This window comes from Streptomyces sp. P9-2B-2 (assembly GCF_030406865.1).
GTDB classification, from domain to species: Bacteria; Actinomycetota; Actinomycetes; order Streptomycetales; family Streptomycetaceae; genus Streptomyces; species Streptomyces platensis.
Genome location: NZ_CP129126.1, coordinates 433,106 through 459,314, shown reverse-complemented (window position 1 = coordinate 459,314; position 26,209 = coordinate 433,106). Strand labels below are relative to the sequence as shown.

The following is a 26,209-nucleotide window of genomic DNA, read 5'->3' as shown; positions in this document are numbered from 1 at the left end:
GGGGTCTCGCTCTACGAGGTCCAGCACCTCCCGGCCACGAGAGCTTCCGGACGACCCGGACCCGCCGTGAGGTAGGGAAGCAGGAACGGGGGGAAACTGGCTGAGGCAAGGGCGAGTTGACGGGTCCCTCGGCACCGACCCGAGGGCAGGACGTGGGACAGGAGGCACCGTCATGCGCATCCCCGGACCCGAGCACCAGGAGGACGGCGGGCTGAGCGCCGTTGCGGCTGCGGGCGGGCTGCACCGGTACCAGTTACGCCTGCACGAGGCGTACGGACCCGTAGTGCGCTTCCAACTGCCGGGCGCGGACACGGCAGTGTCAGTCGCCGATCCCGTGCTTCTGGAGGCCACGGCGCACCTCGACACGCGGCCCGAGGCGCTGTTCGCGTTCCTGGGCCCGCTGTGCGAGGCCGGCAACCTGCAAGTGCTACCCGCCGACGAGCACACCCCCTGGCGCCGACTACTGCTCTCGGTGCTCGCCGGACGGCCGGCTCACGAGCGGCACTTCGCGCGCTTCGCCGAGCTGGCGCGGGAACTCGCGGACCGCTGGGCAGGGCAGGACGACGGCGAACCCGTCGAGTTGCAGAAGGAGTTGACCGCACTATCGCTCCGTATGATCTGCGGGTTCGCGCTCGGCGGCGCGGAAACCGACACGGACCGCGTCGTCGCCGCGTTCGAGGAGGTGCTCACCGAGCACCTAGGGCGGCTCTACCAAGTGCCGCGGGCCGACCCGCGCTCGGCGGAGCGGGCCGAGGTGGCCCTTGCCTATCTGCGCGCGACGGTCGATCGCGTGGTGGCGGCGCACCGCTCGGGCGGCCGCACCGACCGCAGCGACCTGATCGGGGCGCTCGTCGAGGCCGGTCAGAGCCCTGCGCGGATCCGGGACACCGTGATGGTGACGCTGCTCGCCGCCCACCACACCACCGGCGTCGCCGTCTCGTGGACGCTGCACCTGCTGGGCCGGCATCCCGACGTGGCCGATCGCGTCGCCGCCGAACTGGACCAGGTGTTGGGCGAGCGCGCCACGCCCGATTACGGTGATCTGCGGCGGCTCAGGTATCTGGACATGGTGCTCAAGGAGTCGATGCGCCTGTTCCCGCCAGGCCCGTACGGCGCACGCGAGACGACCGAGGACCTGGTTCTGGGCCCGTACGAGATTGCGGCCGGGACGACGGTGTTCTATCCGTTCTGGGCGGTGCACCTGAACCCTGAGCACTGGCCCGAGCCGGAGCGGTTCGACCCCGAAAGGTTCACGCCGCAGGAGGTGGCCAAGCGGCCGAGGCTCGCGTACGTCCCCTTCGGGATCGGGCCACGCAGCTGCGAGGGCGCCGCTCTGGCCACGCTCGAGGCCCAGCTCGTCCTGGCCGTCCTCCTCAAGCACCTGCGCTTTCGGCCCGCGCCGGGCCACGAAGTGACGCCGGTGGAACGGTTCGTGCTCTGGGCACGGGACGGGATCCGGATGATGGTGCGGCCACGGGACCTTTAGGGCGTGTTCGGTGGGTCCGGGTCGGACGCGCTGCTCAGCGACGAGGTCACCGAGCCCGTGACCCGTGGATGTACTGGTCTGCCCAGGCGCTGATGATGCGGGCGGCTCGCTGTGCTTGTCCTCGGGCGGTCAGGAAGTGGTCCGCTCCTTCGAGTGAGACGAAGCTTCGCGGGTGTCGTGCCTCGCGGAAGATCTCTCCGGCGTTGTCGATGTCGACGGTGTTGTCGGTCGGCGAATGCAGGACGAGCAGCGGCAGGTCCAACTCGCCGATCCGGTCCCGCAGATGAGCACGGCGGACGTCTTCGACGAAGGCACGCTTGAGGACCAGGGTCCTCCCGCCGACGAACCACTCGTGCGACCCGTCACTGAGCACGCGGTCCACGACCGCGTCGTACTGTCGCTCGACGTGGCTGGGATCGACCGGCGCCCCGATCGTGGCGACCGCGCGGACGCCGGTGGCCTCGGCCGCCGCGGCGAGGACGGCCGCGCCTCCCCATGAGTGCCCCACCAGCAGGTCTGCCGGAGTACCTCGCTCCGCCATCATGGCTGCGGCACGGATCGTGTCCTGCACCTTGACGGTGAAGGAACCGTCCCCCCAGTCGCCGTCGGAGTCCCCGATCCCGAGGTTGTCGAACCGCAGCATGCCGATCCCCTCGCGTGCCAGCTGCTTGCTGACGCGCGACGCGGCCGGCGAGCCCTTGCCGAGGGTGAATCCGTGCACGAAGATCCCCCAGCCGCGGATCTCGCCCTCCGGCAGGTCGATCGCTCCGGCCAGTTCGGGGCCGACGACGCTCGGGAATCGCACTTTTTCGCTCATGTTGTGATCACCTAGGCAGGGGCTGTTCGTGGAGCAGGGAAGACAAGAGTGCCACCGGCCGGCACCACGCGCGCGCACCGGGCAGGGGAGAGGCGAGCGTGGTGCCTGCCGTGATCGGCACGTCAGTCGGTCGGCTTCTGATCGGAGGACTGCTCAGCGGACTGATCGGAGGACTGGTCAGAGGGCTGCTCGGTGGTGAGCAGCGCGGTGATCTCCTTGGCGAGCTGCGGGCCCAGCTCGCCCCAGCCGTCCTTGTAGCCGTAGACGCCGGCCAGGGTGCGGGCCTCGTAGTCGCCGTTCATGATCTCGATGTCCGTGGCCGTGATGAGCGCCGGGTGGGCGACGCCGACGGCCGACGAGACCTTCAGCAGCTCCTTGCGGAGGGTGCGCAGGTAGACGGCGGCCCGGGTGGCCTTCGAGGCCGGGTCGAGGCCGCGGGCCAGCCACGGGCTCTGGGTGGCGATGCCGGTGGGGCACTTGTCGGTGTGGCACTTCTGCGCCTGGATGCAGCCGATCGACAGCATCGCCTCACGGGCCACGTTGATCATGTCGGCACCCAGAGCGAAGGCGACCGCGGCGTTCTCGGGCAGGCCGAGCTTGCCGGAGGCGATGAAGGTCAGGTCGTCGGTCAGCTCCCGCTCGGCGAAGGCGCCGTAGACCCGGGAGAAGCCCATCCGGAAGGGCAGTGACACCGAGTCGGAGAAGGTGAGCGGTGCCGCCCCGGTGCCGCCCTCGCCACCGTCGATGGTCACGAAGTCGACACCACGGTCACCACGCGCCATCAGCGTGGCCAGCTCCTGCCAGAACTCCATCTCGCCCACCGCGCTCTTGATCCCGACCGGCAGTCCGGTCTCGGCGGCGAGCAGTTCGACGAAGTCGAGCATCGAGTCGACGTCGCCGAACGCGGTGTGTCGCGACGGGGAGGCGCAGTCCTCGCCGCGCGGGATGCCGCGGATCTCGGCGATTTCCGGGGTCACCTTCGCGCCCGGCAGCATTCCGCCCAGCCCGGGCTTGGCACCCTGGGAGAGCTTGATCTCGATCGCCTTGACCGGGGCGCCGGCGACCACGTCCTTGAGCTTGTCGATGTTGAAGCTGCCGTCCTCGTTGCGGCAGCCGAAGTAGGACGTACCGATTTGAAGGACGAGATCGCCGCCGTTGCGGTGGTACGGCGAGAGACCGCCCTCACCCGTGTTGTGCAGGGTGCCCGCCAGCGCCGCGCCCTTGTTGAGCGCGGTGATCGCCGCGCCGGAGAGCGACCCGAAACTCATCGCCGAGATGTTCACCACGCTCGCCGGCCGGAACGCCTTGGCGCGCCCGCGCGGCCCGCCCAGGACCTTGGCTGACGGCAGTGGGGCCTGCGGGTCGTGCACGTCGGGCAGCGCGCCGGCGAACGTGCGCTGCTTCAGGTAGGCGTGCCCCTGCGTGTGCTCGACGTCGTTGTCGGTTCCGAACCCGAAGTAGTTGTTCTCCCCCTTCGCCGACGCGTAGATCCAGGTGCGCTGGTCGCGGCTGAACGGGCGCTCCTCGTCGTTGGAGGTCACTATGTACTGCCGCAGCTCCGGCCCGATCGTCTCCAACAGGTACCGGGCGTGCCCGAGCACGGGGAAGTTCCGGAGCAGTGCGTGCTTCTTCTGGACAAGGTCACGAGCGGCCACCAGCGCCAATGCTGTTGCGGTGGCCGTAGCGATGCTCCGGGCGCGCATGAACGTTCCTCTCCTCGATGCTCGACTCCATTGCCAAGCGGTGGAGCCGTCGTGTTGGGCGTTGGGCACAGGCACGACCCAGCGGGCGTCAGCGTCCGTCGGAGGACGCCAGACGATATTAGGGGCTCGCCAGGATGGCGGGTCGCGGGTGGGGTGGTCTTCCCGGTGGTGGGTGGTCCAGGCGCGTCGGAACGGGCTATGCGCGGTGATGCTCGTCTAACGCGACGTAACGGACGTAACGTCTGAGCGCCGACCGGGCCGGGGGAGGCAAGGGCTGCCGGACGGTCTCGTCGCAGAGACCGCGGCCCAAGGAGCAGCGACTGCGACCCGGCCCATCGCCCACATCGTTGCTGCTTCCGGACGTGCCGCTGCCGGCAACCTCGACCGACTCATGGACGACGAGCTCCTGGTGCTCGTCGCTGACAGCGTTACTCCCGCTCTCCGGCCGTACCGGCCGGCTTCCTGACCGAAACCGAAACCGAGCCCGAAACCAAAAAATGCAGTGGCTGCGTGCGAATCCCGTGGCTCGACGCGATACGTAGTAGACGGTCCCCGGTTGGCGAAACCGGGACTGTGCAGAGCACATGCGAGGAAGTCAGAGGTGCAAGCCGCCCACCAACGGCACATATGTAGGACACCGTGGCCCGTCACCGCTGTAGTGACCACTCCAGCCATACCACCACGATGACGGGGATCGCGAGGGCTACCGTGCCCAGTGCCACTCCAGCCCGTGCCCGACGACGGTTGGCTCCCTGATCGCCCCGCATTCGGTGCAGAACAGTGAATCCGAAAACCATCGCGCAGATCCCGAGGGGCACGGTGAGGTACACGGGGAGGTAGCGGACCCACGGCGGCAGGAAGTGGAGTAGCGGACTCCCGTACAGCGCAAGAGCGGCCGAGCCCAGTACCAGCGAGACCATGCCCGAATCCCCATGCCCGACCTGGGCTTCCTCGGGTCGCTCATCGGAGTTCATGCCCTGAAACTAAGTGGCCCGCGACCGATGCCGCATGGGCGTGATGACTCATATCGGCGTAAGTACCGCGTGCGTGCAACCTCTCAGTTCGACGCCACTACGGCTGCTCATCAGCTGTCTTCGAGCTGTCTGATCGGCCGCCGGGTCCGAAGCAGCGGGCCTGCACCGTCGGCGGCGCTGAGTTCGGTGCGGCGCAGGGTTTAGAAGAAGGCGGGCGTGGCCACGGCGAAGGGCCCGGTACCGGCGGTGATGCTGGTCAGGGCAGTGGGCCCCGCCGCCTGCTGAGCTGGACGCGCCGGTCTCGTCCACCCGCTCCAGCGCGCGGGCGAACGCCGTGCCCGTCGTCCGTCGCAGTCGGACCATCGCGGCCAACTGACCCAGGCCCCGCGTGGACGGCGGCGCCCAGACGAACTCGTCTGCGCCAGCATTTGGGCGGTACCCCGCTCCATGCGTCATAGGCTCTTCGCCATGGGCATGGGGATTGCGATGGTGCACATAGCGGTGGGGGCCACCGTGCTGTTCGACGTCGGCGGCCTGATTCGCCGCAGGTGCGAGCGAGCGCAAAAGAAGGCAGCTGACCGGCACCGCGAAATGCTCTGGGCAAACGGGCGCCTTGAGACGCCGTACGTACCAGTGCCTTTCGTCCGGGCGGGGTTTCTCCGTGCTCTGGGGCTTCCCATTGCCCTCGTGGGTGGCCTGCTCCTCCTGCTGCATCTCGACTGACCATCCGGGCAACTGTTGCGCGATCTTGGCGGCGCGTCTCCGCGGTAGAGCTGGGCATTCAGGACGACGACGAACTCAAGGTCTCGGGCGGTCTGGCGAAGCTGCTGCAGTGCCTGACGGGTCTGTTCGTGTTCGCCCATCGGCAGCTGGTGGACGCCGTCGTCATCCGGAGTGAAACCCGCGCGTTCCAGGCGGTCGTGGCCCACTGAGGCTCTCCCCGGAAGACCGCTCAGCGGGAGTCGACCGACCAGGACATGCATCAAAGTCGGCGACGGTCGTACAGCCGCAAGAGCGGCCTGCCGGTCAGGGGTGGCACATCGGCCGGATTCAGGATCCGAGCGCTGCGATCTCCTCGGCCTTTCCGGGTCCCGACGCCACCGTTTCCGGCTTCACGGCCATGTCAGGGGATGCGCGGACCAATGCGACATCCTCCTGCCTTCGGCTCGAACAAGGCTGAAACTAGTCCGAAAATAGATCGTGCCAGTGATTGATCCTTTGTACCGTCAGAAAACCACTGAACGGGGGGATTTCCATGATTCGTCGTGCCTCAATGGCAGCCGCCGCGTGTGCGGCCGTCGGCTTCTCGCTTCTCACTGTTCCGGCTCATGCGGCTGGAGCGGAGGCGTCGCCCACCCACGCGTCGCAGAAAGTGATGTCAGGGTCGGACCATGTCAAGTGCACCACCTTGAGCAAGGGACAACTCTGCATCGCCATGAACAGCCGGCCCCAGTCCATCGATGTCTTCTACACCAAAAGGGGCGGCTCGAACATCAAGGCGCAACTCGGGTATCGCATGGGCGGTGCATCGTCGTACGACAGGCTGGAGACCATCAGTGACGGCGACCGGGCCACCAGCACCTGGAAGATGAGCTGGCCCTGCAAAAAGGCCGTTGGCCTGATCAAGGTCAAGGGGCAAGGGACCTTCGAAACCCCGGCGGCGACGTTCCCGGGCTGCTGATGAGGTAGTGCAGGACAACAAGGGGGAGGCGAGCTGCGGAGCAAGGCGGAGGATCGTCCTCGTACTGGGCGTACTCGGGCGGCTCCGACAACGGAGCGAGGCGCCGTAACTGTCGTCGCGGCCCCGGGAAGATCGGCCGGACAGGGCTAGGGCGTGTCCGCAAAGTCAGGGCAGCCATAGTCCCAGGCAGGCGATGGCGACCATGAAATTGTAGCGGAGGGCGTGTTTGTCGTAGCGGGTGGCGAGGGCCTTGCTCTGCTGGAGTCGGTTGAAGCATCGTTCAACCACGTTGTGGCGGCGGTAGACGGTGCGGTCGAGCCGGCACAGTGGTTCGCCGCGTCGTCGACGTCCGGCGATCTGGTCGGTGCGCTCAGGAATCGTGCAGGAAATGCCCCGACGCCTCAGGTAGGCCCGGATTCCGCGGGCGGAATACCCCTTGTCCGCCACCACCCGAACCGGCCGCTTCCGCGGACGGCCCCGGCCCGGCCGGGCCACCCGAATTCGCTCCAGGACGGCCTCGAACTGCGTGCAGTCGTTGACGTTCCCGCCCGTCAGGGTGAAGGCCAGGGGCTGCCGCCATCCGTCGCAGGCCAGATGGATCTTGCTGCTCAGTCCGCCATTTGTCCGTTCGTGATTCCCAAGCTCAGCGCGGGATCGATTCCCGTCACCCGCTCCAACGCAAACCCAAGTTCCTGGAGAGCATGATGCTGGGGCTGGACATGCTGCCGGTCATAGCCATCTGGAGGAAGGCAAGCTAGACGACTGAGCTCGAGAGCGGTCCGAGCTCCTCGAATGAGGCTCTGCGCCGTGGGCCGTCTCAGCTTCCGTCTCGTTCGGCGCCGTCCACGGCCATTCAGGCGGGACCCGGAGCCGCCCGAAGCAGTGGCCGACGGCCTCCCATGAACCCTGTAACGGGAAGCTCTTATGGAGCTTGAGAAGTATCCGGGGCTCCCAAATGCCTCTCCACAGTCGACGGAGTGCCGAGCTGTTCGTCCTGGCGGAGGAACGAGCCGCGAGGAGCGCCATCACATCAACGGTGAGGATGGCCCGAGGCAGGCTGATCACGAGAGCCCACGGTGAAGCACCACCGAGTAGTCCAGCGGAACGTGCTTCGAACGGACAACGCGTGCTCCACGCGGGCTCTCACGCGCCGGTGCTCAGCATTGTTGGCTTCCTCGCCGGGCAGCAGTGGCCGGCCAGGGCGTTTGCGGTGCGGGACGACGAGGTCTGTATTGATGTACGCTCAGTCACCGAGCACGGTCACGCCCGCACAGGTGCTGGGCCAGGCCGGACTCCCGCCACGCACGGGCGTCGGCCCTGTTGCCCGGAACGGGCCGAGCGGTGGCAATCACCAGACTTGTATGCGCGTCGATGATGACCTGTACATTCGCCGAGAACCAGTAGTTGCGGGAGGAAGCACCGACGCTCCGGTCCCGGACCGGGATCAACGTGCCGTCCACGATCCATAACCGTTCCGCCGCGTCGGCGGGACGCGTTGCCGGCTCAAGGGCGAGGAGTGGACTCAGCCGCTGTATGACTCGACACACGGTTGCCGGTGAACAGCCGAACAGTGGCGCGAGCTGCCGCATCGTGAGATTCGTGCGGTAGTACACAGCCACCAACAGCACTCGATCCGTGGGCGGCGGACACCCGGGCCGTTGCCACCCCGCTCCCGCACCACCTTTAACAACCGCTCGAACTGCCGCATCCGCAGACCGTGAACGTCTCCACCCACAGCGGCTCAGCCCTCAACTCCCCGCACATACAGGGAAATGCCCGTTGCGCAGCCTTCTGCAACACGCTTTACGCAGCACTACATGGCCACGAAACACGATGGCAGCAGCACTTTCCGGTCACCGTACCGGCGGCGCGCCAGCCGCCCCCATTTCGGGTGGTCGGCGCCTCCGGAGCTACCCGCAGAAACAACTCCCACAGTTCATCCGGCACCAGCCGCTCAACGATCCCTACACCAGCAGGCTATCGAAGGCGCCGAATGGCATAGTTTGTTAGGCATTGTCAGTAATTGGCACTGCGGTGCTCGGAGTTCCCACCCCTTGGTGAAAGGGTCCGTTTTCGCCCAGGGCGAAGTCGACGCGTTCATGGATCGCTTTGTGCAGGGCATCCTCGGTGAGTTGCAGTTCCGCGAGGAGCTCACTGCGTGAGCCGTGGTCGAGGAACTGTTGAGGAATGCCGATCACTTGGACCGGAGCAGTGAATCCGGCATCACGCAGTGCCTGCGTTACGGCTGCGCCCACGCCTCCCATGCGTCCGCTGTCCTCCACGGTGACGACGTGACGGAATCCGCGGGCCAGGCGAATGAGCCCCTCTGGAACCGGCTTGACCCACCTGGGGTCGATCACCGTGGCGTTGACTCCGTCGTCGGAGAGCTGGCGCGCCACCCGCGCGCAGGGGCCTGCCATAGCGCCCACGCCGACGATTAGTACGTCCTGCTGTCGAGATTCGTACAGCACGTCGACGCCGTGCCTGCGTTCGAGCGCGGGTACGGCGGGCTCGACGGCTCCCTTGGGGAAGCGTAGGGCTGTCGGCGCGTCGGTGACGTCGACAGCCTCGCGGAGTTCCTGGCGGAGCGTGTCGGCGTCCCGGGGAACGGCCACGCGCAGGCCGGGAACCATGTTGAGCAGGGACAGGTCCCACATGCCGTTGTGGCTCGCACCGTCACTGCCTGTGATTCCAGCCCGGTCCAGTACGAACGTCACACCGCACTGGTGCAGGGCGACGTCCATGAGGAGTTGGTCGAAGGCCCGGTTCAGGAAGGTCGAGTAGAGGGCGACGACGGGATGCAGGCCGGCCATCGCCATGCCGGCCGCCGAGGTGACTGCGTGCTGTTCTGCGATGCCGACGTCGAAGAACCGGTCAGGGTGGCGATTGCCGAACTCACTCAGTCCGACCGGCCCTTGCATGGCCGCCGTGATGGCGGTGACGTTGGGGTTCTCCGCGCCGATATCGGCGATTTCCGCAGAGAATACGGAGGTCCAGGACTGGGAACCGTCCGAGGACGCTTCGCCTGTGCGGGAGTCGATCTTTCCCACTGCGTGGAACCGTTCGGCTTCGTCTCGTTCGGCGGGGCTGAACCCGCGCCCCTTCTCCGTGATGCAGTGGACGATGACGGGACTTCCGAATCCCTTGGCAAGACGCAGGGAGTTCTCCAGCTCGGCGACGTTGTGCCCGTCTATCGGCCCGACGTACTTGATGCCGAGGTCCTCAAAGAGCGCCTGCGGTGCCACGATGCCCTTGAGCCCCTGCTTGACGCCGTGCAGGGTCTCGTAGACCGGGGAGCCGACGACGGGCGTATTTTCGAGAATCTCCTTACCGGCCGCCAGGAAGCGTTCGTACGCCGGCAGGGTCCGCAGCGCCGAGAGGTGCCGGGCCAGCCCTCCGACCGTGGGTGAGTAGGAGCGGCCGTTGTCGTTGACGACGATCACCAGAGGCCTGGAGTTGCCTGCCGCTGCGATGTTGTTGAGAGCCTCCCACGCCATTCCACCCGTCAATGCACCGTCTCCGATGACTGCCACCGTGCACCGGTCGACCTCGCCGCGCAGCGCGTACGCCTTGGACAACCCGTCGGCGTAGGAAAGGGCCGTGGAGGCGTGGGAGTTCTCGACCAGGTCGTGTGCGGACTCAGCCTGCGACGGGTAACCCGACAAGCCGCCCTTCTTACGGAGGGTGGAAAACCTGTCCCGGCGGCCTGTGACAATTTTGTGGACGTAGGACTGGTGTCCCGTGTCCCAGACGATGGAGTCCTTGGGGGATTCGAAAACCCGGTGCAGCGCCAGGGTGAGTTCCACCACGCCGAGGTTGGGGCCGAGGTGACCACCAGTCTGTGAGACGTGCTCGATGAGGAAGGTGCGTACCTCTGAGGCGAGGCGTTCTAACTCCCCTTCGGACAGATTGTGTAGGTCTTTCGGGGAGCTGATCTCATTGAGCAGCTGAGTCATGGGATTTCCTTTCTGAATCGTTTTTCTGGAATTCACAGAGTGGCGAGGGCGTGCTTCAGCCCGGTGACGACTTCGGGAGAACCCGCGAGAAAGGCGTCGATCTGCCCGGCCCGAATGGTTTCGCAATGGCCTCCCGCGGCCTTCACGAGAGCGATACCGGCCGCGATATCCCAGATACTGAGATTGATTCCGACATAGCCGTCGAGCGAGCCGTCGGCTATTGAGAAGAGGTCGCAGGCGGCGGATCCCACCCAGCGCCAGTCCTGGACGTGGGAGACCAGGGTCGGCACGATCTGCTGCAAGGTGAATGCCCGTGTGGTGGCGTCGTGGCACAGGCCGACTGCGACCAGGGCTTCGTTCACCTTGACCGAGGAGACCGTCATCGGGCGTTCGAGGCTGGAGTAGATCAGGTCTCCTTCGGCGGCTGCCCAGTCTCCGTGAGCAGGCCGAACCACGGCACCCGCAAATATCCCGTCGCGTGACTCAAGGCCGACCGAGACGGCGAAGTCGCGTCGCCCGTGCACGAAGTTCGTGGTCCCGTCGATGGGGTCGATCACCCAACGCAGCCCAGAGGTCCCCTCCCGCGTACCGGTCTCTTCGGCGAGGATTCCGTCGCTCGGGCTTCGGTCCGAGAGGTGGCTGATGATCGCGTGCTCTGCTTCTCTGTCAGCGCGAGTCACGAGGTCGTAGCGGGCTCCCTTGCTGGCGACCGAATGGAGAACTTCCGCCGCGTGCTCATCAATGGCCCTGGCGCCCTCCTTCGCCGCCTCTAATGCCAGGGCTGCGTACGGTAAGTCCACGCCTGCCTTCATCGAAGTGACCAGCATTTCGTCTTCTCGCATCAAGACCCCTTAAATCGGCGCGTCACTGAATGAATCCTTTCAGTGGCCATTCTTGCTTACGGAATGATCTCGCGCCAGCCACTTCCAGTGAGGTCGGTGCACATGACACCGATTGTCTTGATCTGATTTATTGGGTTGCAAGCACCCTCTGTCGGCGACCGAGCTTGCGATCTGGTGGCGGTGGGGGTTACTTCGAGTTACGCGCCGGATGGGATGGCGTCCGAATTGTGACATTTGCAGCAATGTTTCTTGTGTCGCTGCCGCGATTTCAAGCCTTGAAGATGGAATCAATCAAATCTACTTCCCCTTCATGGGGACTTAAGGTGCTGCTGTTTGACTTGACAGTCTCAAGGCCGGACGTGAGCAAGACGTCGTTTCATTTGGGTGAGTTGGTGGTAGTCGATGGGCTGTGGCTATGCCCATCTCGCGCATGGCGTCGGACGCGGGCCACCTTCGGAGCTTTCGGTTTCGTCGCGAGGGACTCGGCCACCTTGCTCGCGGCACCCACGCCTCCCTCGACGGGCTCTCCGCAGGGGCAGGTGGCTGTCGTATTCCGTCGGAGTGAACATCGCCGACGCTATCCACCACACCGTGCTGCAGGTCCCGAAGCGGGTATGGACACTGGCCTACGACGCCGACGGCGCCGAGCGGTCCGGCGCCTGCTCTGCCGGTCACACCGCACTGCTCGTCGTCCAGCAGACCTACTCCAGTCCGCCTCCCGCAGCGACCACCTCGAACTCACCCAACCGCTGCGCGCCCTCGTAGCGCCCGTGACGCCCTAGGTGTGCATCTGCCAGAGCTTGGTTACATCTGGGTCTGAGTCTTCTGCTTCAGGCGTTCGTAGGGGGTCAGGCCGTCGAGAGCGCCGTGCGGGCGGTGGTAGTTGTAGTAGTCCTCCCATTCTCGGAGTTTTTCGTTCAGCTTGCCGGTGTCGTCGATGACGACACCGGCGAGCATGCGGTAGAACTCCTCGGCATCGATGCGATGTGAGCGTTCCACCTTCCCGTTGAGGTGCGGGGATGCCGGTTTGATGTAGGTGTGGGCGATGCCCTTGTCGAGCGCGTGCCAGTGGAAGGCGGACTGGAACTCCGCGCCATTGTCGGTCTGGATGACCTCGACGCGGAAAGGCAGCCGTTCAAGGACGTAGTCCAGGAACTGGATGGCTGTCTTCTGGTCGCACCGAGGGTAGATCCGCAGCACGCGCAGCCGGGTGCAGTCGTCGATCGCGGTGAACTGGTAGTACTTGGCCCGACGGCGGGCCTTGGGCATCGTGCCGACGACGGGGGCCGGCTGCTGGGCCGTCGGGGCAGGCGCGCCGATCGGCTCGATGAACTTGACATCAATCTGGACCCGGTTGCCAGGCAGCTGCTTCTCGTAGCGGGTATAGCGCCTGTCGTGGCGCTTGTAGCGTTGCGATGCGGGCAGCCGGTTGAGACCCAGCCGCTTGAGGATGCGATAGACGGCGGAGCAGGTGATCTCGATGTCGTGGTACCGCTGGAGGTACATCCGGATCTTCATCGGGCCGAAATGGTAGTTCTGCCGCAGGTAGACGATCTTGTTCACGATGTCGGCGTCGGTGGCATTGGGACTGTGATGCGGTGCGCTGGAACGGTCGCGCAGGCCCTCGATACCCTCGTCCTGGTAGCGCCGCTGCCACTTGTAGAAGCAGTTGCGGCTGATCCCGTAGTACCGGCAGGTCAGCGAGACATTCCCAGTGACTTCCTCGGCGTGGCGCAGGACCGCCAGACGTCGCTGGGCCTGGCGATCCTGCTGCTGTTGCGGTGAAGGGGGCATGGCTAGCTCCGTCATAGTCGGAGATCCATGTGTCACCAATGTCCGGCAGTTTTATACCTAGTGGCTGCGGCCCCCTGAGCCGCGCACTCGACCGGGCCCTGGGCCTGCCGTCGGCGGGGGGCGAACGCCTTCGGCATGGATGTCACGGTGGCCATCCGATCCTATCTGTAGACCGGTTCGGTTGAGTAATTGTCAATACCTGTGAGCCAGTTGAGGTGGTTCAGGCCGTGTGAACCTCGGAGCGTTCTACGAGGTGGCCGCGCTTGAAGCGGGCTCCGGCCCGGACGAGGGCGACGAGGGGAGGTGCGTTCACAGCCCGCCAGCGGACTTGGGCGGACTCGACGAGCTTGAAGACCATCGCGAGGGCCGCGTGCTCGCGGTCCTCGGCGTTGTAGATGTCCTGGATCGCCTTCTTCGCCGCGGGCTGGGCTGACTTCGGAAGGCTGTCGAGGGCATTGGCCGTTTTATGAACCCAGCACCTTTGATGGCGGGTTTCGGGGAAGACTTCGTTGATCGCGTTCCAGAAACTGAGAGCGCCGTCGCCGACGGCGAGGACGGGAGCGCGCATGCCGCGTCGCTGGCAGTCCGCAGCAGGCTCGCCCAGGACTGTGACGATTCACGGTAGCCGGCCGCCATCGCGATCAATTCATTGGTGCCATCCGCGCGCACGCCCATCACCACGAGCACGGCGGCCTTCGCTTCTTCCAGGCGTATGCGCAGGTGGATGCCGTCGGCCCTGACGTAGACGTAGCCCGAGGTCGACATTGTGTTCTTGCTGAACATGGATGAGGAATCCGACATGATCCCTGTCCCGGGAGAGCCGGCGGAGCTCGTGTGGTGGCGGATGCGGCTGCATGTCCGGCTGGAGAGGGATGCTGCGGGTGTTCACCCGGTGGGACAAGACGAGGTTCGTGAGACGCAGGTGGTCCAGTTGTGGCCCGCCGCGAAGAGCGAGCCGGCGATCCTGGTCCAGGCGACGGAAAAGGTGGGGGATGTCTGGGAGGAGCTGGGGATCGTCGCCTTGGAGTCGATCGGGTTCGATGAGCCGTCGGAGAGCCTCGTGCTTCACCTGGGCGATTCGGTCACCCGGAACCGACCACGGCCGCGCCGCTCCCCGAGCCCGCCGCAGGCTTCGAAGTTCGCTTCGCACAAGCCAGGCCCACGCCACCGCGTATGCCCGGCCCGGCCGCCACCCGGTACGCCGGGCTGCCCGGAATCTGATCGTCAGGTCCGGGGCAGCCTTTGTGGTGGCGTCGTCAGGGTGGCGGCTGCGGCCGCGGAACCGGCGCAGAGGCGGATCCAGTACCACGGCGACTCGACGTCGCGGCCTGCGCCGGCGGGGGAGTGGCGCAGAGTCGCGGTCAAGCCGGTGACCGTGGCCGCGGAGGCCGCGGGCGATCGGCGGTTGGATGAGCGCGACGGCCTGGCGACGGCCGGGCCCGCCCCTGTTCTCGATGGCTACGGCCAGGTGGCGAGTAGCGCTGAGCACATGCACGGGGCGACCGGAGGCATGTCAGCCTCAACTCCGGGGCCAGGTTCCTCGATCATCAGCACTGGATCGCGGAGCACGAGGAGCAGTTCCGGCGGCGCTGAGCAGTCTCAGCGGAACGCGGCGACATTGCGGGCGGCCCATTCGGCGAAGGGGCGCGGGGCGCGGCCGAGGACCCGCTGGACGTCCGGGCTGACGCGCAGCTCGGCCGGGCTCGGGGAACCGAGGATGTCCAGAGTGTCGTCGGCGAGTTCCGCCGGCATGCTCTGGGTCATGGCGGCCTTGGCCTCGTCGCGGGTGAGCTCGTGAAACCTCACCGGCGAGCCCAGCGCGCCCGCGAGGGCCTCCGCCTGCTGGCGCGGCGTGATCACCTCAGGGCCGGTCAGCTCGTACGCGCCGCCGGAGTGCCGGTCCTCCAGCAGGCAGGCCGCCGCGACCTCGGCGATGTCCGCCGGGTCGATGATCGGCACCCCGACGTCGCCGAAAGGTGCGGCGACGACCTGTTGCGCGCGGACGGACTCGGCCCACCACAGGGCGTTGGAGGCGAAGCCACCCGGCCGCAGGATGGCCCACTCCAGGCCGGACTCCCGCAGCATGTCCTCCAGCGCGCGCATCGCGATCCGCGTGGGGCCGAAGGGTCTGGTCACCACACCCAGCGTGGAGAGCAGGACGACTCGGCGGACCCCGCTGGCCGCGGCTTGGCTGATGATCTCCGCCGGGCGGGCCCCGGCGGCGTGCAGGTCGCCGGACAGCAGCAGGAACAACGCCTTCGCTCCGGCCAGCGCGGGCTTGAGGCCGGCCGGCTCGGCCAGGTCGGCCGCCACATGGCGGACGCCGTTCGGCACCGCCGCCGTGTGCCGTGACACGGCCGTCACCTGCTGGCCCGCCGCGGCCAGTGCCTGCGTCAACGGCCGGCCGATATTCCCGGTAGCCCCGGTCACCACGATCATGATCACTCCTCGTCAGATGTCCTCTGTTGCCTGCACGTTAGGAGTGCTAGCTAACATTTCGTAAGGACGTACCTTGAAGTAAGCTCATGACGTGATGGAAGGCGCGCAGCACAGACAGGCCGAGGCGGAGAAGCGGTATGACGTGTTTCACACCGACTGCCCCGCGCGAAATGTGGTCGACCATGTGACCAGCAGGTGGGGCATCTGGGTGCTGATCTCCTTGCGGAGCAACGACCTCCGGTTCTACGAGCTGCGCGAGAGCATCCACGGCATCAGCGAGAAGATGCTCTCCCAGACCCTGCGCGCGCTGGTCCAGGACGGCTTGGTCTGGCGGGAGGTCGAGCAGACGATGCCGCCCCAGGTCACCTACGGGCTGACCGAGTTCGGCCGGGACATCGGCGAGCCGCTGACGGAGCTGTTCGACCGCATCACCCGGCGGCTGCCGCCGTACAGCGCGGGATAGCGTGGCAGCGGCCTGCCTTCGGTGCACCCGTCGCCCCCCGACCGGCACGGGCCAGCGCCGAAACTCCGTCGGAGCACCACTCGCACTCGTGGCCCTGGGAGCGCAGCGTTGCCGCGAGCTGGCCTCCGATGGCGTCGCCGTCTTCGATGATCACAATCCGCGCCACGTCATCACGCCAACCGGGGGCGGGGCCGCGGACGCCCCGATGTGGGACACGCATGGCCACCATGCGTGCCCGTCGGCGCCACGGTGCGGGGAAGCGCGCGGCGTGCTCAGGATGCGTTCAGGTTGCGGATGACACGGTCGGGCACCATGACAGCTGATATCCCCGGGGCCGTTGAGGCGCACGACGAGTCCCGCCCCGCTTCCGCCCCCACCAGCCGGCGCCTCCGGTGGAACAAGGTCCCCGAAGTCACGGCGTACTTCTGGGTCATCAAAATCCTGTGCACCACGGTCGGCGAGACCGCGGCCGACCTGCTGAACGAGAAGCTCGGCATGGGCCTGACCGGTGTGTCACTCCTGATGAGTGCGCTGCTGGGCGCAGTTCTGGTGGCGCAGTTCCGCACCCGCGCCTACCGCCCCGGTGTCTACTGGCTCGCCGTGGCGCTGATCAGCGTCGTGGGTACGCTGATCAGCGACAACCTCACGGACAATCTCGGCGTACCGCTGGAGACCAGCACCATCGCGTTCGCGGTGGCCCTCGTCGTGGTGTTCGTGGCCTGGTACCGCAGCGAGCGGACGCTGTCCATCCATCACGTCGACACCACCCGCCGCGAGTCGTTCTACTGGCTCGCGGTGCTGTTCACCTTTGCCCTGGGCACTGCTGCCGGCGACCTGGTCGCCGAACGCATGGACCTCGGGTACTGGGTCTCCGCCGGCCTGTTCGCCCTGGCGATCGCCGCGGTCGCCGTGGCGCACTTCGCCCTGGGGCTGGACGCGGTGTGGAGCTTCTGGATCGCCTACATCCTGACCAGGCCGCTGGGTGCCTCGGTCGGCGACTACCTGTCCCAGCCCACCTCGGGCGGTGGGCTCGGCCTCGGCACCGTGATCACCAGCGTGCTGTTTCTGACGGTCATTCTCGGCCTGGTGGTGTTCTTGACAGTCACCCGGCGGGACGTTTCCGACCCGGAACGCGTCACCTCCCGCGCGAGCTGATCTCGGGCTCGCCCCGGACGGGCGCAGTCGGCCCCCGAAGCTCGGGAGAGGGCCGGCTGCACCCGTCCGGGGCTGCCTCGCAGGTGCGGTCGGTGACGTTCAGGATGCGTTCATGTTGCGGCTGGGAGCGTTGGGCGGCGTGCGAAGTCATCGCTGCCAGCGGTGCGCCTCGTACCCGTCCATTGCCGCCACTGTGCGCACTCCCTATGGCCCCACGACACGACGTGCGGGGCGGAGGCGCCACCCAGGAGGGATCAACTTTGCCTGAGCCCGAAGTCCTTACCGGCATCGACGTCGCCGGCACCGACAGGTACGTGCTGCGGAAGCTGCCGGAGGTCACGCTGGCCTTCTGGGTCATGAAGACCGCCGCGACAACCCTCGGTGAGACGGCCGGCGACCTCTTCGCCCAGACCCTCAAGCTCGGCTACTTCCTGACCACCATCGCGCTGTTCCTGATCTTCGTCGTCACCCTGGTCGTCCAGCTCCGGTCCCGGCGCTACAACCCCTTCTTCTACTGGACCGTCATCCTGTCCACGAGCATGGCGGGCACCACGATGTCCGACTTCATGAACCGGGACGCCAGCGCCAAGTTCCTCACCGACGGCGCGAAGTCGCTCGGCTGGGGCCCGCAGGGCCTGGGACTGGGCTACCCCACCGGGGCCGCCATCCTGATCTCGCTGCTGCTCGTCATCTTCGCCATCTGGAAGGCCACCGGGCTGACGTTCGCCATCCGCGACATCGTCACCTTCCGCGCGGAAGCCCTCTTCTGGGCGGCGATCCTCGTATCGAACACGCTCGGCACCTCGATGGGCGACTTCCTCTCCGACAGCTCCGGACTCGGTTACGCGGGCGGCGCCCTGCTCGTCACCGGTGTGCTCGCCGTACTCGTCGGCCTGATGCGGGTGCCCGCCGTGCCGAACGTGGTGCTGTTCTGGATCGCCTTCGTGCTCACCCGCCCCCTCGGGGCCACCGCCGGCGACTTCCTCACCAAGCCGCTCGCCAAGGGCGGCCTCGACCTCGGCACGGCGGGCTCGTCGGCCGTACTCCTCGCGGTCCTCATCGGCCTCATGGGCTACGCCCACGTACAGGAACGAGGCACCGCCGCCCCGAAGGACAAGACCCTGACAGGCGTCTCCTGAGCGGCGTCACGAGGGCCCGGCGGCGCCCCCCCCGCCAGCCAGCGGGCGGGGGCATGACCCGGGCGCGGCCGGGTCATCCGGCGGGCAGATTGACCACGAAGCATGCCCCTGGGGCGTGCCCGGCGTCATAGGTCACCTCACCACCGGCGGAGCGGGCCAGGCGCCGCGAGAGCGGCAGCCCCAGGCCTGCTCCGCCGTGTCCGTCCGCGGGGTCGGCGCGCCGGCCCGGCTGAAAGAGGTGATCGGTGAAGGCGGCCGGGACCCCGGGACCGTCGTCGACGACCGCTACGCGCATGCCGTCGGGCTCCGGCGAGACCCGGATGGCGACCCGGGTGCGGGCGTAACGCAGGGCATTGTCGAGGAGCGGGGCGACGATGCGTTCCAGCAGTACGGCGGGCACACCGGCCACCACGGTGTCCGGACCGGCAACCGTGAGCATGATCTTCCCCGGGGCTTCGAGCCGGGCGGCGAGCCGGCGCAGCACGGCGATGACATCCGCCGTGCCGGGAACGGTGTGCGCGTCGGCCCGGGCGTCGTCGAGGACGGTCTCGCAGATGGTGCGCATCGAGTCGGCGGCATCGGCGATGGACACATGCGTGGCGCGTGTTTCGACGGTGGAACGGGGCCGAGCCTGCCACCAGTCGAGTTCGGCAGTGATCCGAGCCAGGGGGTTGCGCAGCTCGTGGGAGAGCTCCCGGGTGAGCTGCTGTTCGTGGCGCAGCACGGCACGGATACGGTCCAGCAGCTCGTCCAGTGAGGCCCCGAGCCGCGTTAGCTCGACGGGGCGGTCCCCGGCGCCGAACCGCTGCTCGGAGGCGACCACGCTCCACCGGGTGGCCTGCTCGGTCATCGCCCGCACGGGTCGCAGAGCCCGCCCCACCGCCAGCCGGGTCAGGACGTAGGTACAGGCCAGGACGGTGCCGTCCAGGATGAGGGAGGCAATGAGCAGGGTGTCGGCGGAGGAGCGGTAGGGCGCGAGATCCATGGCGGTGACGACAACGGCGGCGGGCCCGGCACCCGACCGGACGGCGCCCACGGGCTCGGCACACAGTCGTATCGGGTCGCCGGCCGTCACCTCGGCACAGTGTCTGCCGCCGCGCGCGGCGAGCTCCGCCGCGGTGCGGCTGATGGGGTCGCCGGGCGGCGTGGAGGCGGGGTGCTCCAGCAGCCGGCTGCCCGCGTAGATCCATACGTTGGTGTCGAGGACGGCGTCGTCCGGGGTCTCCAGGACACGTACCGGGTGGTGGCGCGTGTCGACGGTCGCGGCCACGGCGGAGGCCCGGGTGCGCAGCTCGTCGTCCGCCTGCTGCTGCAGGCGCTGGCGGACGATCGTGTTGAACACGACGGTGAGGATCACCATCACCAGCGCGGCGGTGGTGAGCGCCACCAGGGACAACCGGCCCCGCAAAGTGCGTGGGCGGCAGCGGGCGGCCAACGTGACAAAGCGGTTTCGGGCGGTCATGACAGCCGGTGCCCGACGCCGCGGACGGTGCTGATCGTCAGGTCGCTGCCCGCCTCCCGGATCTTGCGCCGCAGACGGCTCAGATACTGATCGAGCGTGTTGTCGCTGACGTGTGCGCCCTCGGGCCAGCCGGCCCTTACCAGCCCCTTTCTGGGCACCACCGCCCCGAGGCCGGCCATCAGCGCGGCCAGCAGCCGGAACTCGGTGGGGGTCAGCGCCACGTCGACGCCCCGCACGCCCAGGCTGTGGTGCACCGGATCGAGGACCAGGTCCCCGGTAGCCGTGGGCGCGGGGGGTCCGCAACGTTTGAGGGCGGCGCGCAATCTGGCGGCGAGCTCGGTGAGGTGGAATGGCTTGGGGAGATAGTCGTCGCCCCCCGCGGAGAACCCGCTGAGGCGGTCGTGGAGTTGGTGGTGCGCGGTCAGGAAGATGACCGGGCTGACGACTCCCCGGGCCCGCATCGCTTGGCACACGTCCCGTCCGTCCGCGTCGGGCAGTCCGACGTCCAGCACCACCGCGTCCATGCCGTCGTCAGCCAGCCGCAGGGCGGTGGCACCGTCCTGGGCGGCCAGCGTTGCGAAGCCTTCGTCGCGCAGCCCGCGCACCAGCACGTCCCGCAGGGCGTGGTCGTCCTCGACGACCAGGATGGTGGGACGCAACAAAATCACCTCACTGGCTCGGGCGCTCGCCCCGGGGTACAGAGGGCCAGACGCAGCCCCCGGCGCAGGCGGACAGGCGGCGGCAGCGGTCCACAGAGCCGATGTCGGGCACGGAGTGGACATCCGCTCTCGTGCCGCTGCACTGTCCGTCTCTGGACGGTTGTCCTTGCGCGGGGGCGCTGGGGGACGGCCGGGTGGCCACGCCACATGCGACTACAAGCGGGTCGGCGGTCCACTGCACTGTAGACGATGGGAGCGGGAGCGGGGGCGGTGCGTGATCGAGGGCGCAGGCTGCGGGGGAGAAGGGCGTCGCCCGCCCGGCAGTGTCCCAGCTCGACGGTCGCCCCCGCCGGCCTCAAGGGCGGAGCTATTCAGCGATATGCGTGGGTGTGGAGCGTCTATCGGATGGCGAGAGGTTTGGTGGCGCCGTGGATCCCTGTACGGTCCGCGGCCACACACCTGGATACTGATCACCATGCGCACTGAGTTCGACCCCGCTGCCATGTCCCGCAACGAGTTCTACCGGCTGCTGACCGCCACCGTGGTGCCGAGGCCCATCGCCTGGGTGTCCACTACATCGGCGGATGGAACGCACAACCTGGCCCCTGCGAAGTTCTGAAGACAGTGGTATCGGGAGTCGCGACGTTAGCCCAGGTCAGCGCCTCACGGCAATGAGTACGCCCAATGGCTGGGCGCGGACAAGCAGTCGGCAGAGGCGGAGGGGGGAGCTACCTGACGTCGCGTGCTGAAGTGATCGTGCTTGCCGGCCTTACGCCCCGGCGGAGACTGTCGAAGGTAGGCAGAGCTCCCGCGCCCCACGTCGCTCGCCCCGCTGCTCGCCGACTGGCTCGTCGCGATGGCCCGTCGGTTCATCAGACCGCCGACCAGCTGCAGAGTGACGACTTCACCAAGGGTGTCGTCTCCAGTCTCGCCATGCCGGTGGCCGGCACGCCAACCTTTCTGAGCACCAACAGCAGGGTGTCAGTCCGGAAGTGCTCAGCCTCTACTTCGAGCTAATGCGCCGTCGCCTGGCCGAAGGCAATGGCGAGGAGGGCCTGACGGGCGTGATCGACCTGCTGGTGCACTGACCGGCCGCTTGGCCCTCGGAGGTGACCGTGCTACCACAGCCCTCCGCCACAGGCTGTGACGCATTTTCACCACACGCCCTAGCCGAACAGGTGGCTGATGCCGCCTCGGCCATCTGCTCCGTTCCACATCATGGCCCCCAGCCAAAAGGGGAGCCAACGCACCTGCTCCGGCAGCAGCGGAGCGGCGAATAACCAGACGAGCGGCAGGGCCGCGACCATCAGGCAGCAACACAAGCCACCTCTGCCGGAAGCGGGCGTGTCTCGCGAATCCGTAGTCATCTCGCGAAAGTAAGCGGTGCCTACGACGTGAGCAAGAGCACCCGTACTTACCGCATCACTTGCGGTAGCTCTGGGAGATCCTCCGTGGTTGGCTCTGCGGCCGTGGCCAGCTGGCGACCTGAGCGGGGCCGACGCCGCGGAGGAGGGCGTCAGGGCACGGCCTGGCCGACGGCCACCACCCCCTATCGGGTGTCGGTCAGGGGCGTTCAGGTCAGTACCAAGCGTCTCCGCCGTCTGCGAGCGTCCGGCCGAGGTAGTCGTGCAGATCATGGGCGACCCACGTCGGCTGTCGTCCTCGTGCTCCCACACGAAGATGTCGGCACGGCGAGGTGTCCTCACGAACGCGAACTGGCCACCACCGGCGCTGTCGCCGAAGAAGAACAGCGCATCGATGGGCATGTACAGGTTGGCGAACGAGCGTGTCGGAGCAGGGTGTTGTCCTGGTGACGGGCGGGGGAACGGGGATCGGGGCCGCCACCGCCCGGCTGCTGCGCACCGCCGGGCACCAGGTCGTGATCTCCGGGCGGCGGCCCGAGCCACTGCGCCGGGTGGCCGAGGAGACCGGAGCGCTGGCCCACCCTTCCGACGCCGCCGACCCCGAGGCCGTGCGCGAGCTCGTCGAGGCGACGGTGACGGCCTACGGGAGACTCGACGGTGTGGTGCTCAACGCCGGAATCGGGCGGGGCGGCGCAGTTGGCGACACCGCGGTCGAGGACTGGGAAGAGCTGATACGGACCAACCTCACCGGCCCGTTCCTGCTGCTGCGTGCCGCGCTGCCGCATCTGCTGGCGGCCCGCGGCACGGTGGTCGCTGTCGCCTCGGTCGGCGCGCTCCGCAACAGCGTCGGCAACGCCGCCTATGCGACGTCCAAGGCGGGGCTGCTCCACCTCTGCCGCTCCCTCGCCGTCGACTACGGGCCGCAGGGGCTGCGGGCCAACACGGTGTGCCCGGGCTGGGTGCGTACGGAGATGGCCGACCAGCGGATGGCGCGGTTCGCGGCGGAGGCGGGGCTGGCGGGCGGTGCCGAGGAGGCATACGAGGAGGCGAACCGGCTGAATCCCGCCCGGCGGCCAGGCGATCCGGAGGAGGTCGCCGAGGCGATCGACTGGCTGCTGTCGCCCGCCTCCTCCTACGTCAACGGGGCCGTCCTCACCGTCGACGGCGGAGTGACCCAGGTCGGCGTCGGCGGCGCCGCCTTCGACTACCGGATCGAGGCGCGCACCCCGCGCCCGTAGCGGACTCCCGGACAGGCCCTGGTGACCTGACTCAGAGGTTCGGTGACAGTAGGCGGCGACTTGTCGAGGATTTCGTCGGCGGTCTTGTTCCAGGTGAAGGGGCTGGGGTGCGCGTTCCGGTCGGCGAGCCGGCACCGGTTGTCGCGTTCGCCTCCGCCTGCGAGGAGAGCGCCGGGTGGTGTTCGTCAACTCCATGTCAGGCCTCTGCCCACCTCCTTCTGCGGGGAGAGCCGCGTCGGTGTGGGGCACCTTGCGGGTGCGCGCCGTTGGATGCCGGGTACCTCATGGCCTGACGAGGTGGTGGCGCCCGCATCGCAGGTCACCCTGGATGCCACCCGGCCCGCGGACCCGCGGCCGTCATGGAGTCTGCCGCGGGCCGGGTCGCCGTCATGCCGTCGTGATCCCGGGCCCAGTGGGACGAGTGCCCTGGGCAGGGATGCGGGCGTCGGCCCATCCCTGCACCGCCGGCTCCGCCAGCGAGTGGACCCACCAGTCGGCCAACGCTGTCTCCCTGTCGCTGGGACGGGGACCGACTCCGAGTACCCGCATGCCCGCGCCTGCGGCAGCTTGGATGCCGCAGTGGGAGTCCTCGACGGCCAGCGTGTCAGCGGGCTCCACCCCACAGAGTTGGGCGGCGGTGAGGTAGACGTCCGGATGAGGTTTGGGTCTCGTGGTGTCGTTGGGTACCACAATGTGGCTGAAGCAATCCCGGAGTCCAGCCATTCCGAGACAGGACTCGACGACTTCAAGCGGGCAGTTACTGGCCACGGCCAGCGGGGCGAACTGCACGGCCGAATGCACCAATTCCGGCGCCCCGGGCATGGTTGTGGGGTCTGCGGCGACGAGTTCACGGAAGTGCTTGAGCAACGATTCCGTCATGTCACCGGTCAGTTCCGGTCGCCCGGCCACATCGGCCATTAAACGGCCGCATTCGGTGTAGTGCAGCCCTCGCGCCTTTTCCGCGAAACCCTCCGAGGGTGCGCAGCCGTAGCTGTGCAGCACCATGTCACGGGCGTCCTCCCAGTGGCGTTCGGTGTCCATCAGCGTGCCGTCACAGTCGAAAACGACGGCCGCGGGGGTCCAGGAAAGGATGCTGTCTGCGGTCATTCGGGATTCCGTTCTGATGGGCCCGAAGGCGCCGATACGACCGGTCGCGAGAGAGCAGGGCAGCGTCGGTTTCACGGACGCCCGGAGCCGGGCTGAGGGGTTCCGGCAGGGCAGCTCCCAGGGAGAGGAGTTCTTCCGCTCCAGCCGGAAAATAACGATCGTTACGTTACGGATGGCGACGCAGAAAGGTCAACCAATTCGCAAATCTCAATATTGTGTGCTCTACGTATAACTGAAGGTGCCGCAGGCTGTTTCTGTGCCGTCCTGGAGAATGCGGAATGAACACATTGAGCCGTGCCGGGTGCACAGCACACGTGCGAATGGGGTCAGTTCGGTGAACCAGGAGGCCTTCAGCCGGCCGAAAAGGGGTCGGCTCAGTCTGCCCCGACTGCGGTATGAGGCGGCCTGGCGGGCGGCTTCCAACAGCACCATGCCAGGCACGTGATCGGTGGGGTGGTCGAAGAAGAACGGGTGCAACGGGTCGGCCGGCGAGACCAACAGCTCCCCCTGGTCGAGAGTGAGGACCGCATCATGCGGGTGATTCACGGTCAGCTGTGCGGTCGGCGGGCGGTACCCGCCCTCCGGACGGCGAGCCGGGACGGCGTCGACCGCGCTCCTGGCGCGCAACGCGGTGTAGCGCGCGCCCTCCAGGAATCGCACACCTCCGCCGCCTTGGCCAAAAGTCACCCCACACGCGGCGAAGGTGACGTTCAGCCGCAGTCCGACGGCGGACGCGTCCGGCAGCCGCCGTACAGCGCTGACCCGGGCCGAGCAGGTGATTTCGGTCGCTCCGGCGCGGGCCGGCAACTCGTCGGCGGGGCTGAGGTGGAAGTACAGGTCGGTGATGACCGCACGGAAGGCCTCCGGAACCGCGTAGAACCGCAGGGGAATGTAGAGACCGAGCTGACGCAGTGTTTCCACCAGAATCAGCGGGCTGTGCCGCTGCGACCCGTCGCGGGGGAACGTCGCATGCGCGCGTGGCCATGACGCCGCCGCCAGGAAGATGTGCGGGGTGTCGGTCGGCCGTACCTCCGTAAGGAGGACCTCTGCCACCGAGTTCCGGTGCACCAGCTCCCGCTCGACGGTACGGGACCAGCTGAGCGGCTCACTCTTTTCGACGGACCTGACCGTTGACGTGCTCATACGACCAGGGAATACCGAAATTCGAACATGCGCACCCTTGAATTCCGGGGCGCGGGGAGCGGTAGGTTGCCTTCCGGCGGAACGAGATGACGTTTGAGGTGTACGTGCAGATCCGGGCGGAAACGACGCGTAGGTTCCTTCTTGAGGCGGCGGCAACCTTGTTCGACGAGAAAGGGTACGCCGGTACCAGCATCAGCGACATCAGTGCGCATTCCGGTCGCACCAGTGGGGCCATCTACTTCCACTACGCCAGCAAGGAGAAGCTCGCCCTCGCCATCGTCGAGGAGCATTTCGCCACGTGGCCGCATTTGATCAGCCGCTACCGGCAGCCCGGCCGGCCGGCCTTGGAGAAACTCGTCGGGCTGAGCTTCGAGGTGGCACGCGCCTTTCGAGACGACATCGTCGTCCGGGCCGGAGCCCGCCTTTGGGCCGAACGCAAAGCCATCGACGCCCAGCTCCCCGCACCGTTCCTCGGCTGGATCGAAGCCGTTACACAGCTACTTGAAGAAGCCGCCCGTAACGGTGAAGTCGCTGCCGATGTGCCACCTGCCGCCACCGCCCACGGGATCGTCTGCTCCTTCTTCGGTCTGCACACCGTCTCCGATGCCCTGGAGGGACGCCGGCACATCGAGGAGCGCCTGCATGACCTGTGGACTCTGCTGCTCCGCGGCCTCCAGGCCGAGCCTGATCCTGCCGGTCTGCTCGATCGCGTGCGCTGAGCGGCGCGCGACGCCCACCGATCTCGCAGACGCTGAGGAAGGCCGCAGTCTGCAGCTGCGCCTGGTCC

At 67.5% G+C, this 26,209-nt stretch carries 20 protein-coding genes and 5 pseudogenes; 11 read left to right on the top strand and 14 right to left on the bottom strand.

Going from position 1 to position 26,209, the window contains the following annotated elements:
- Positions 1 to 172: 172 nt before the first annotated feature.
- Positions 173 to 1,486 (top strand): cytochrome P450, encoded by a 1,314-nt coding sequence (locus QT196_RS02160; protein WP_290354195.1) that lies wholly within the window; start codon positions 173 to 175, stop codon positions 1,484 to 1,486.
- 46 nt (positions 1,487 to 1,532) lie between these two features.
- Here QT196_RS02160 and QT196_RS02155 read toward each other — a convergent pair whose 3' ends face one another.
- The 3 genes from QT196_RS02155 to QT196_RS02145 form a co-directional block, all read right to left on the bottom strand.
- Positions 1,533 to 2,303, bottom strand: coding sequence for an alpha/beta fold hydrolase (locus QT196_RS02155; protein WP_168477021.1), 771 nt, complete (start codon positions 2,301 to 2,303; stop codon positions 1,533 to 1,535).
- A 122-nt stretch (positions 2,304 to 2,425) separates the two neighbouring features.
- Positions 2,426 to 4,006: an FMN-binding glutamate synthase family protein gene (locus tag QT196_RS02150; RefSeq protein ID WP_266735372.1), complete on the bottom strand. Its 1,581-nt coding sequence runs from the start codon at positions 4,004 to 4,006 to the stop codon at positions 2,426 to 2,428.
- A gap of 647 nt (positions 4,007 to 4,653) precedes the next feature.
- Entirely contained in the window at positions 4,654 to 4,980 is a 327-nt protein-coding gene (locus QT196_RS02145; RefSeq protein WP_248000978.1) for a hypothetical protein, read from the bottom strand.
- A gap of 468 nt (positions 4,981 to 5,448) precedes the next feature.
- On the opposite strand from QT196_RS02145, the gene QT196_RS02140 reads away from it, so the two are divergent.
- The gene (locus tag QT196_RS02140) at positions 5,449 to 5,703 is read left to right on the top strand and encodes a hypothetical protein (RefSeq protein WP_168477019.1); all 255 of its coding nucleotides are present in this window, start codon (positions 5,449 to 5,451) and stop codon (positions 5,701 to 5,703) included.
- Between the two features lie 532 nt (positions 5,704 to 6,235).
- Positions 6,236 to 6,661 (top strand): hypothetical protein, encoded by a 426-nt coding sequence (locus tag QT196_RS02135; RefSeq protein WP_168477017.1) that lies wholly within the window; start codon positions 6,236 to 6,238, stop codon positions 6,659 to 6,661.
- A gap of 165 nt (positions 6,662 to 6,826) precedes the next feature.
- Here the strand turns inward: QT196_RS02135 and QT196_RS02130 are convergent.
- From QT196_RS02130 to QT196_RS02115, 4 genes and pseudogenes are all read right to left on the bottom strand, one after another.
- Positions 6,827 to 7,294: pseudogene (locus QT196_RS02130) on the bottom strand (IS5 family transposase); the annotation flags it as partial.
- Between the two features lie 487 nt (positions 7,295 to 7,781).
- Positions 7,782 to 8,425, bottom strand: a pseudogene (locus QT196_RS39330) (transposase family protein); the annotation flags it as partial.
- A gap of 242 nt (positions 8,426 to 8,667) precedes the next feature.
- On the bottom strand, positions 8,668 to 10,617 hold the full coding sequence (dxs, locus tag QT196_RS02120; RefSeq protein ID WP_168477015.1) for a 1-deoxy-D-xylulose-5-phosphate synthase: 1,950 nt from the start codon (positions 10,615 to 10,617) through the stop codon (positions 8,668 to 8,670).
- A 32-nt stretch (positions 10,618 to 10,649) separates the two neighbouring features.
- Positions 10,650 to 11,459 carry an inositol monophosphatase family protein gene (locus QT196_RS02115; RefSeq protein WP_290354194.1) on the bottom strand — a complete coding sequence of 270 codons (810 nt, stop codon included), beginning with the start codon at positions 11,457 to 11,459 and terminating at the stop codon, positions 10,650 to 10,652.
- Positions 11,460 to 12,050: 591 nt separating this feature from the next.
- On the opposite strand from QT196_RS02115, the gene QT196_RS02110 reads away from it, so the two are divergent.
- Complete coding sequence (locus tag QT196_RS02110; RefSeq protein WP_168477011.1) at positions 12,051 to 12,224, top strand: hypothetical protein; 174 nt, start codon at positions 12,051 to 12,053, stop codon at positions 12,222 to 12,224.
- A gap of 39 nt (positions 12,225 to 12,263) precedes the next feature.
- Here the strand turns inward: QT196_RS02110 and QT196_RS02105 are convergent, their stop codons facing one another.
- The 3 genes and pseudogenes from QT196_RS02105 to QT196_RS02095 all read right to left on the bottom strand — a co-directional run bounded on the left by QT196_RS02105 (position 12,264) and on the right by QT196_RS02095 (position 15,692).
- Positions 12,264 to 13,253 (bottom strand): IS481 family transposase, encoded by a 990-nt coding sequence (locus tag QT196_RS02105; RefSeq protein WP_266731907.1) that lies wholly within the window; start codon positions 13,251 to 13,253, stop codon positions 12,264 to 12,266.
- 220 nt (positions 13,254 to 13,473) lie between these two features.
- Positions 13,474 to 14,018 (bottom strand): annotated as a pseudogene (locus QT196_RS02100) (transposase); the annotation flags it as partial.
- 834 nt (positions 14,019 to 14,852) lie between these two features.
- Positions 14,853 to 15,692: an NAD(P)H-binding protein gene (locus QT196_RS02095; RefSeq protein WP_266735381.1), complete on the bottom strand. Its 840-nt coding sequence runs from the start codon at positions 15,690 to 15,692 to the stop codon at positions 14,853 to 14,855.
- Positions 15,693 to 15,786: 94 nt separating this feature from the next.
- Here QT196_RS02095 and QT196_RS02090 point away from each other — a divergent pair, with 94 nt between their 5' ends.
- The 3 genes from QT196_RS02090 (at position 15,787) to QT196_RS02080 (ending at position 18,449) form a co-directional block, all read left to right on the top strand.
- A complete protein-coding gene (locus tag QT196_RS02090) occupies positions 15,787 to 16,155 on the top strand; it encodes a helix-turn-helix domain-containing protein (protein WP_290356599.1) in 369 nt (122 codons plus the stop codon).
- Between the two features lie 312 nt (positions 16,156 to 16,467).
- Entirely contained in the window at positions 16,468 to 17,310 is an 843-nt protein-coding gene (locus QT196_RS02085) for a hypothetical protein (protein WP_290354192.1), read from the top strand.
- A gap of 260 nt (positions 17,311 to 17,570) precedes the next feature.
- Positions 17,571 to 18,449, top strand: coding sequence for a hypothetical protein (locus QT196_RS02080; RefSeq protein WP_290354191.1), 879 nt, complete (start codon positions 17,571 to 17,573; stop codon positions 18,447 to 18,449).
- 73 nt (positions 18,450 to 18,522) lie between these two features.
- Here QT196_RS02080 and QT196_RS02075 read toward each other — a convergent pair whose 3' ends face one another.
- Positions 18,523 to 19,911: a HAMP domain-containing sensor histidine kinase gene (locus QT196_RS02075; protein ID WP_290354190.1), complete on the bottom strand. Its 1,389-nt coding sequence runs from the start codon at positions 19,909 to 19,911 to the stop codon at positions 18,523 to 18,525.
- Positions 19,908 to 20,570, bottom strand: a complete 663-nt coding sequence (locus tag QT196_RS02070) for a response regulator transcription factor (protein WP_168476997.1) — start codon at positions 20,568 to 20,570, stop codon at positions 19,908 to 19,910. The genes QT196_RS02075 and QT196_RS02070 overlap by 4 nt, the downstream gene beginning before the upstream one ends.
- Before the next feature lie 475 nt (positions 20,571 to 21,045).
- Here QT196_RS02070 and QT196_RS02065 point away from each other — a divergent pair.
- The 3 genes and pseudogenes from QT196_RS02065 to QT196_RS02055 all read left to right on the top strand — a co-directional run.
- Positions 21,046 to 21,177: pseudogene (locus QT196_RS02065) on the top strand (flavin reductase family protein); the annotation flags it as partial.
- Between the two features lie 207 nt (positions 21,178 to 21,384).
- Positions 21,385 to 21,658 (top strand): annotated as a pseudogene (locus tag QT196_RS02060) (NAD(P)-dependent oxidoreductase); the annotation flags it as partial.
- Between the two features lie 698 nt (positions 21,659 to 22,356).
- Positions 22,357 to 23,172, top strand: coding sequence for an SDR family oxidoreductase (locus QT196_RS02055; protein WP_290354189.1), 816 nt, complete (start codon positions 22,357 to 22,359; stop codon positions 23,170 to 23,172).
- A 387-nt stretch (positions 23,173 to 23,559) separates the two neighbouring features.
- Here QT196_RS02055 and QT196_RS02050 read toward each other — a convergent pair whose 3' ends face one another.
- Together QT196_RS02050 and QT196_RS02045 are read right to left on the bottom strand one after the other, a co-directional pair.
- The gene (locus tag QT196_RS02050) at positions 23,560 to 24,279 is read right to left on the bottom strand and encodes an HAD family phosphatase (protein WP_290354188.1); all 720 of its coding nucleotides are present in this window, start codon (positions 24,277 to 24,279) and stop codon (positions 23,560 to 23,562) included.
- A gap of 222 nt (positions 24,280 to 24,501) precedes the next feature.
- Positions 24,502 to 25,422, bottom strand: a complete 921-nt coding sequence (locus tag QT196_RS02045; RefSeq protein ID WP_168476991.1) for a ScbA/BarX family gamma-butyrolactone biosynthesis protein — start codon at positions 25,420 to 25,422, stop codon at positions 24,502 to 24,504.
- A gap of 86 nt (positions 25,423 to 25,508) precedes the next feature.
- Between QT196_RS02045 and QT196_RS02040 the strand changes: the two genes are divergently transcribed.
- Positions 25,509 to 26,141, top strand: a complete 633-nt coding sequence (locus QT196_RS02040; protein ID WP_168476989.1) for a ScbR family autoregulator-binding transcription factor — start codon at positions 25,509 to 25,511, stop codon at positions 26,139 to 26,141.
- Positions 26,142 to 26,209 lie beyond the last annotated feature (68 nt).

Bases quoted from the DNA above. Each gene is read 5' to 3' on its own strand.
- QT196_RS02160 (WP_290354195.1), top strand. From the start codon at position 173: ATGCGCATCCCCGGACCCGAGCACCAGGAGGACGGCGGGCTGAGCGCC.
- QT196_RS02085 (WP_290354192.1), top strand. From the start codon at position 16,468: ATGACAGCTGATATCCCCGGGGCCGTTGAGGCGCACGACGAGTCCCGC.
- QT196_RS02150 (WP_266735372.1), bottom strand. From the start codon at position 4,006: ATGCGCGCCCGGAGCATCGCTACGGCCACCGCAACAGCATTGGCGCTG.
- QT196_RS02155 (WP_168477021.1), bottom strand. From the start codon at position 2,303: ATGAGCGAAAAAGTGCGATTCCCGAGCGTCGTCGGCCCCGAACTGGCC.
- QT196_RS02045 (WP_168476991.1), bottom strand. From the start codon at position 25,422: ATGAGCACGTCAACGGTCAGGTCCGTCGAAAAGAGTGAGCCGCTCAGC.
- QT196_RS02145 (WP_248000978.1), bottom strand. From the start codon at position 4,980: ATGAACTCCGATGAGCGACCCGAGGAAGCCCAGGTCGGGCATGGGGAT.
- QT196_RS02090 (WP_290356599.1), top strand. From the start codon at position 15,787: ATGGAAGGCGCGCAGCACAGACAGGCCGAGGCGGAGAAGCGGTATGAC.
- QT196_RS02135 (WP_168477017.1), top strand. From the start codon at position 6,236: ATGATTCGTCGTGCCTCAATGGCAGCCGCCGCGTGTGCGGCCGTCGGC.
- QT196_RS02040 (WP_168476989.1), top strand. From the start codon at position 25,509: ATGACGTTTGAGGTGTACGTGCAGATCCGGGCGGAAACGACGCGTAGG.
- QT196_RS02105 (WP_266731907.1), bottom strand. From the start codon at position 13,253: ATGCCCCCTTCACCGCAACAGCAGCAGGATCGCCAGGCCCAGCGACGT.
- QT196_RS02050 (WP_290354188.1), bottom strand. From the start codon at position 24,279: ATGACCGCAGACAGCATCCTTTCCTGGACCCCCGCGGCCGTCGTTTTC.
- QT196_RS02075 (WP_290354190.1), bottom strand. From the start codon at position 19,911: ATGACCGCCCGAAACCGCTTTGTCACGTTGGCCGCCCGCTGCCGCCCA.
- dxs (WP_168477015.1), bottom strand. From the start codon at position 10,617: ATGACTCAGCTGCTCAATGAGATCAGCTCCCCGAAAGACCTACACAAT.
- QT196_RS02140 (WP_168477019.1), top strand. From the start codon at position 5,449: ATGGGCATGGGGATTGCGATGGTGCACATAGCGGTGGGGGCCACCGTG.
- QT196_RS02115 (WP_290354194.1), bottom strand. From the start codon at position 11,459: ATGCGAGAAGACGAAATGCTGGTCACTTCGATGAAGGCAGGCGTGGAC.
- QT196_RS02095 (WP_266735381.1), bottom strand. From the start codon at position 15,692: ATGATCGTGGTGACCGGGGCTACCGGGAATATCGGCCGGCCGTTGACG.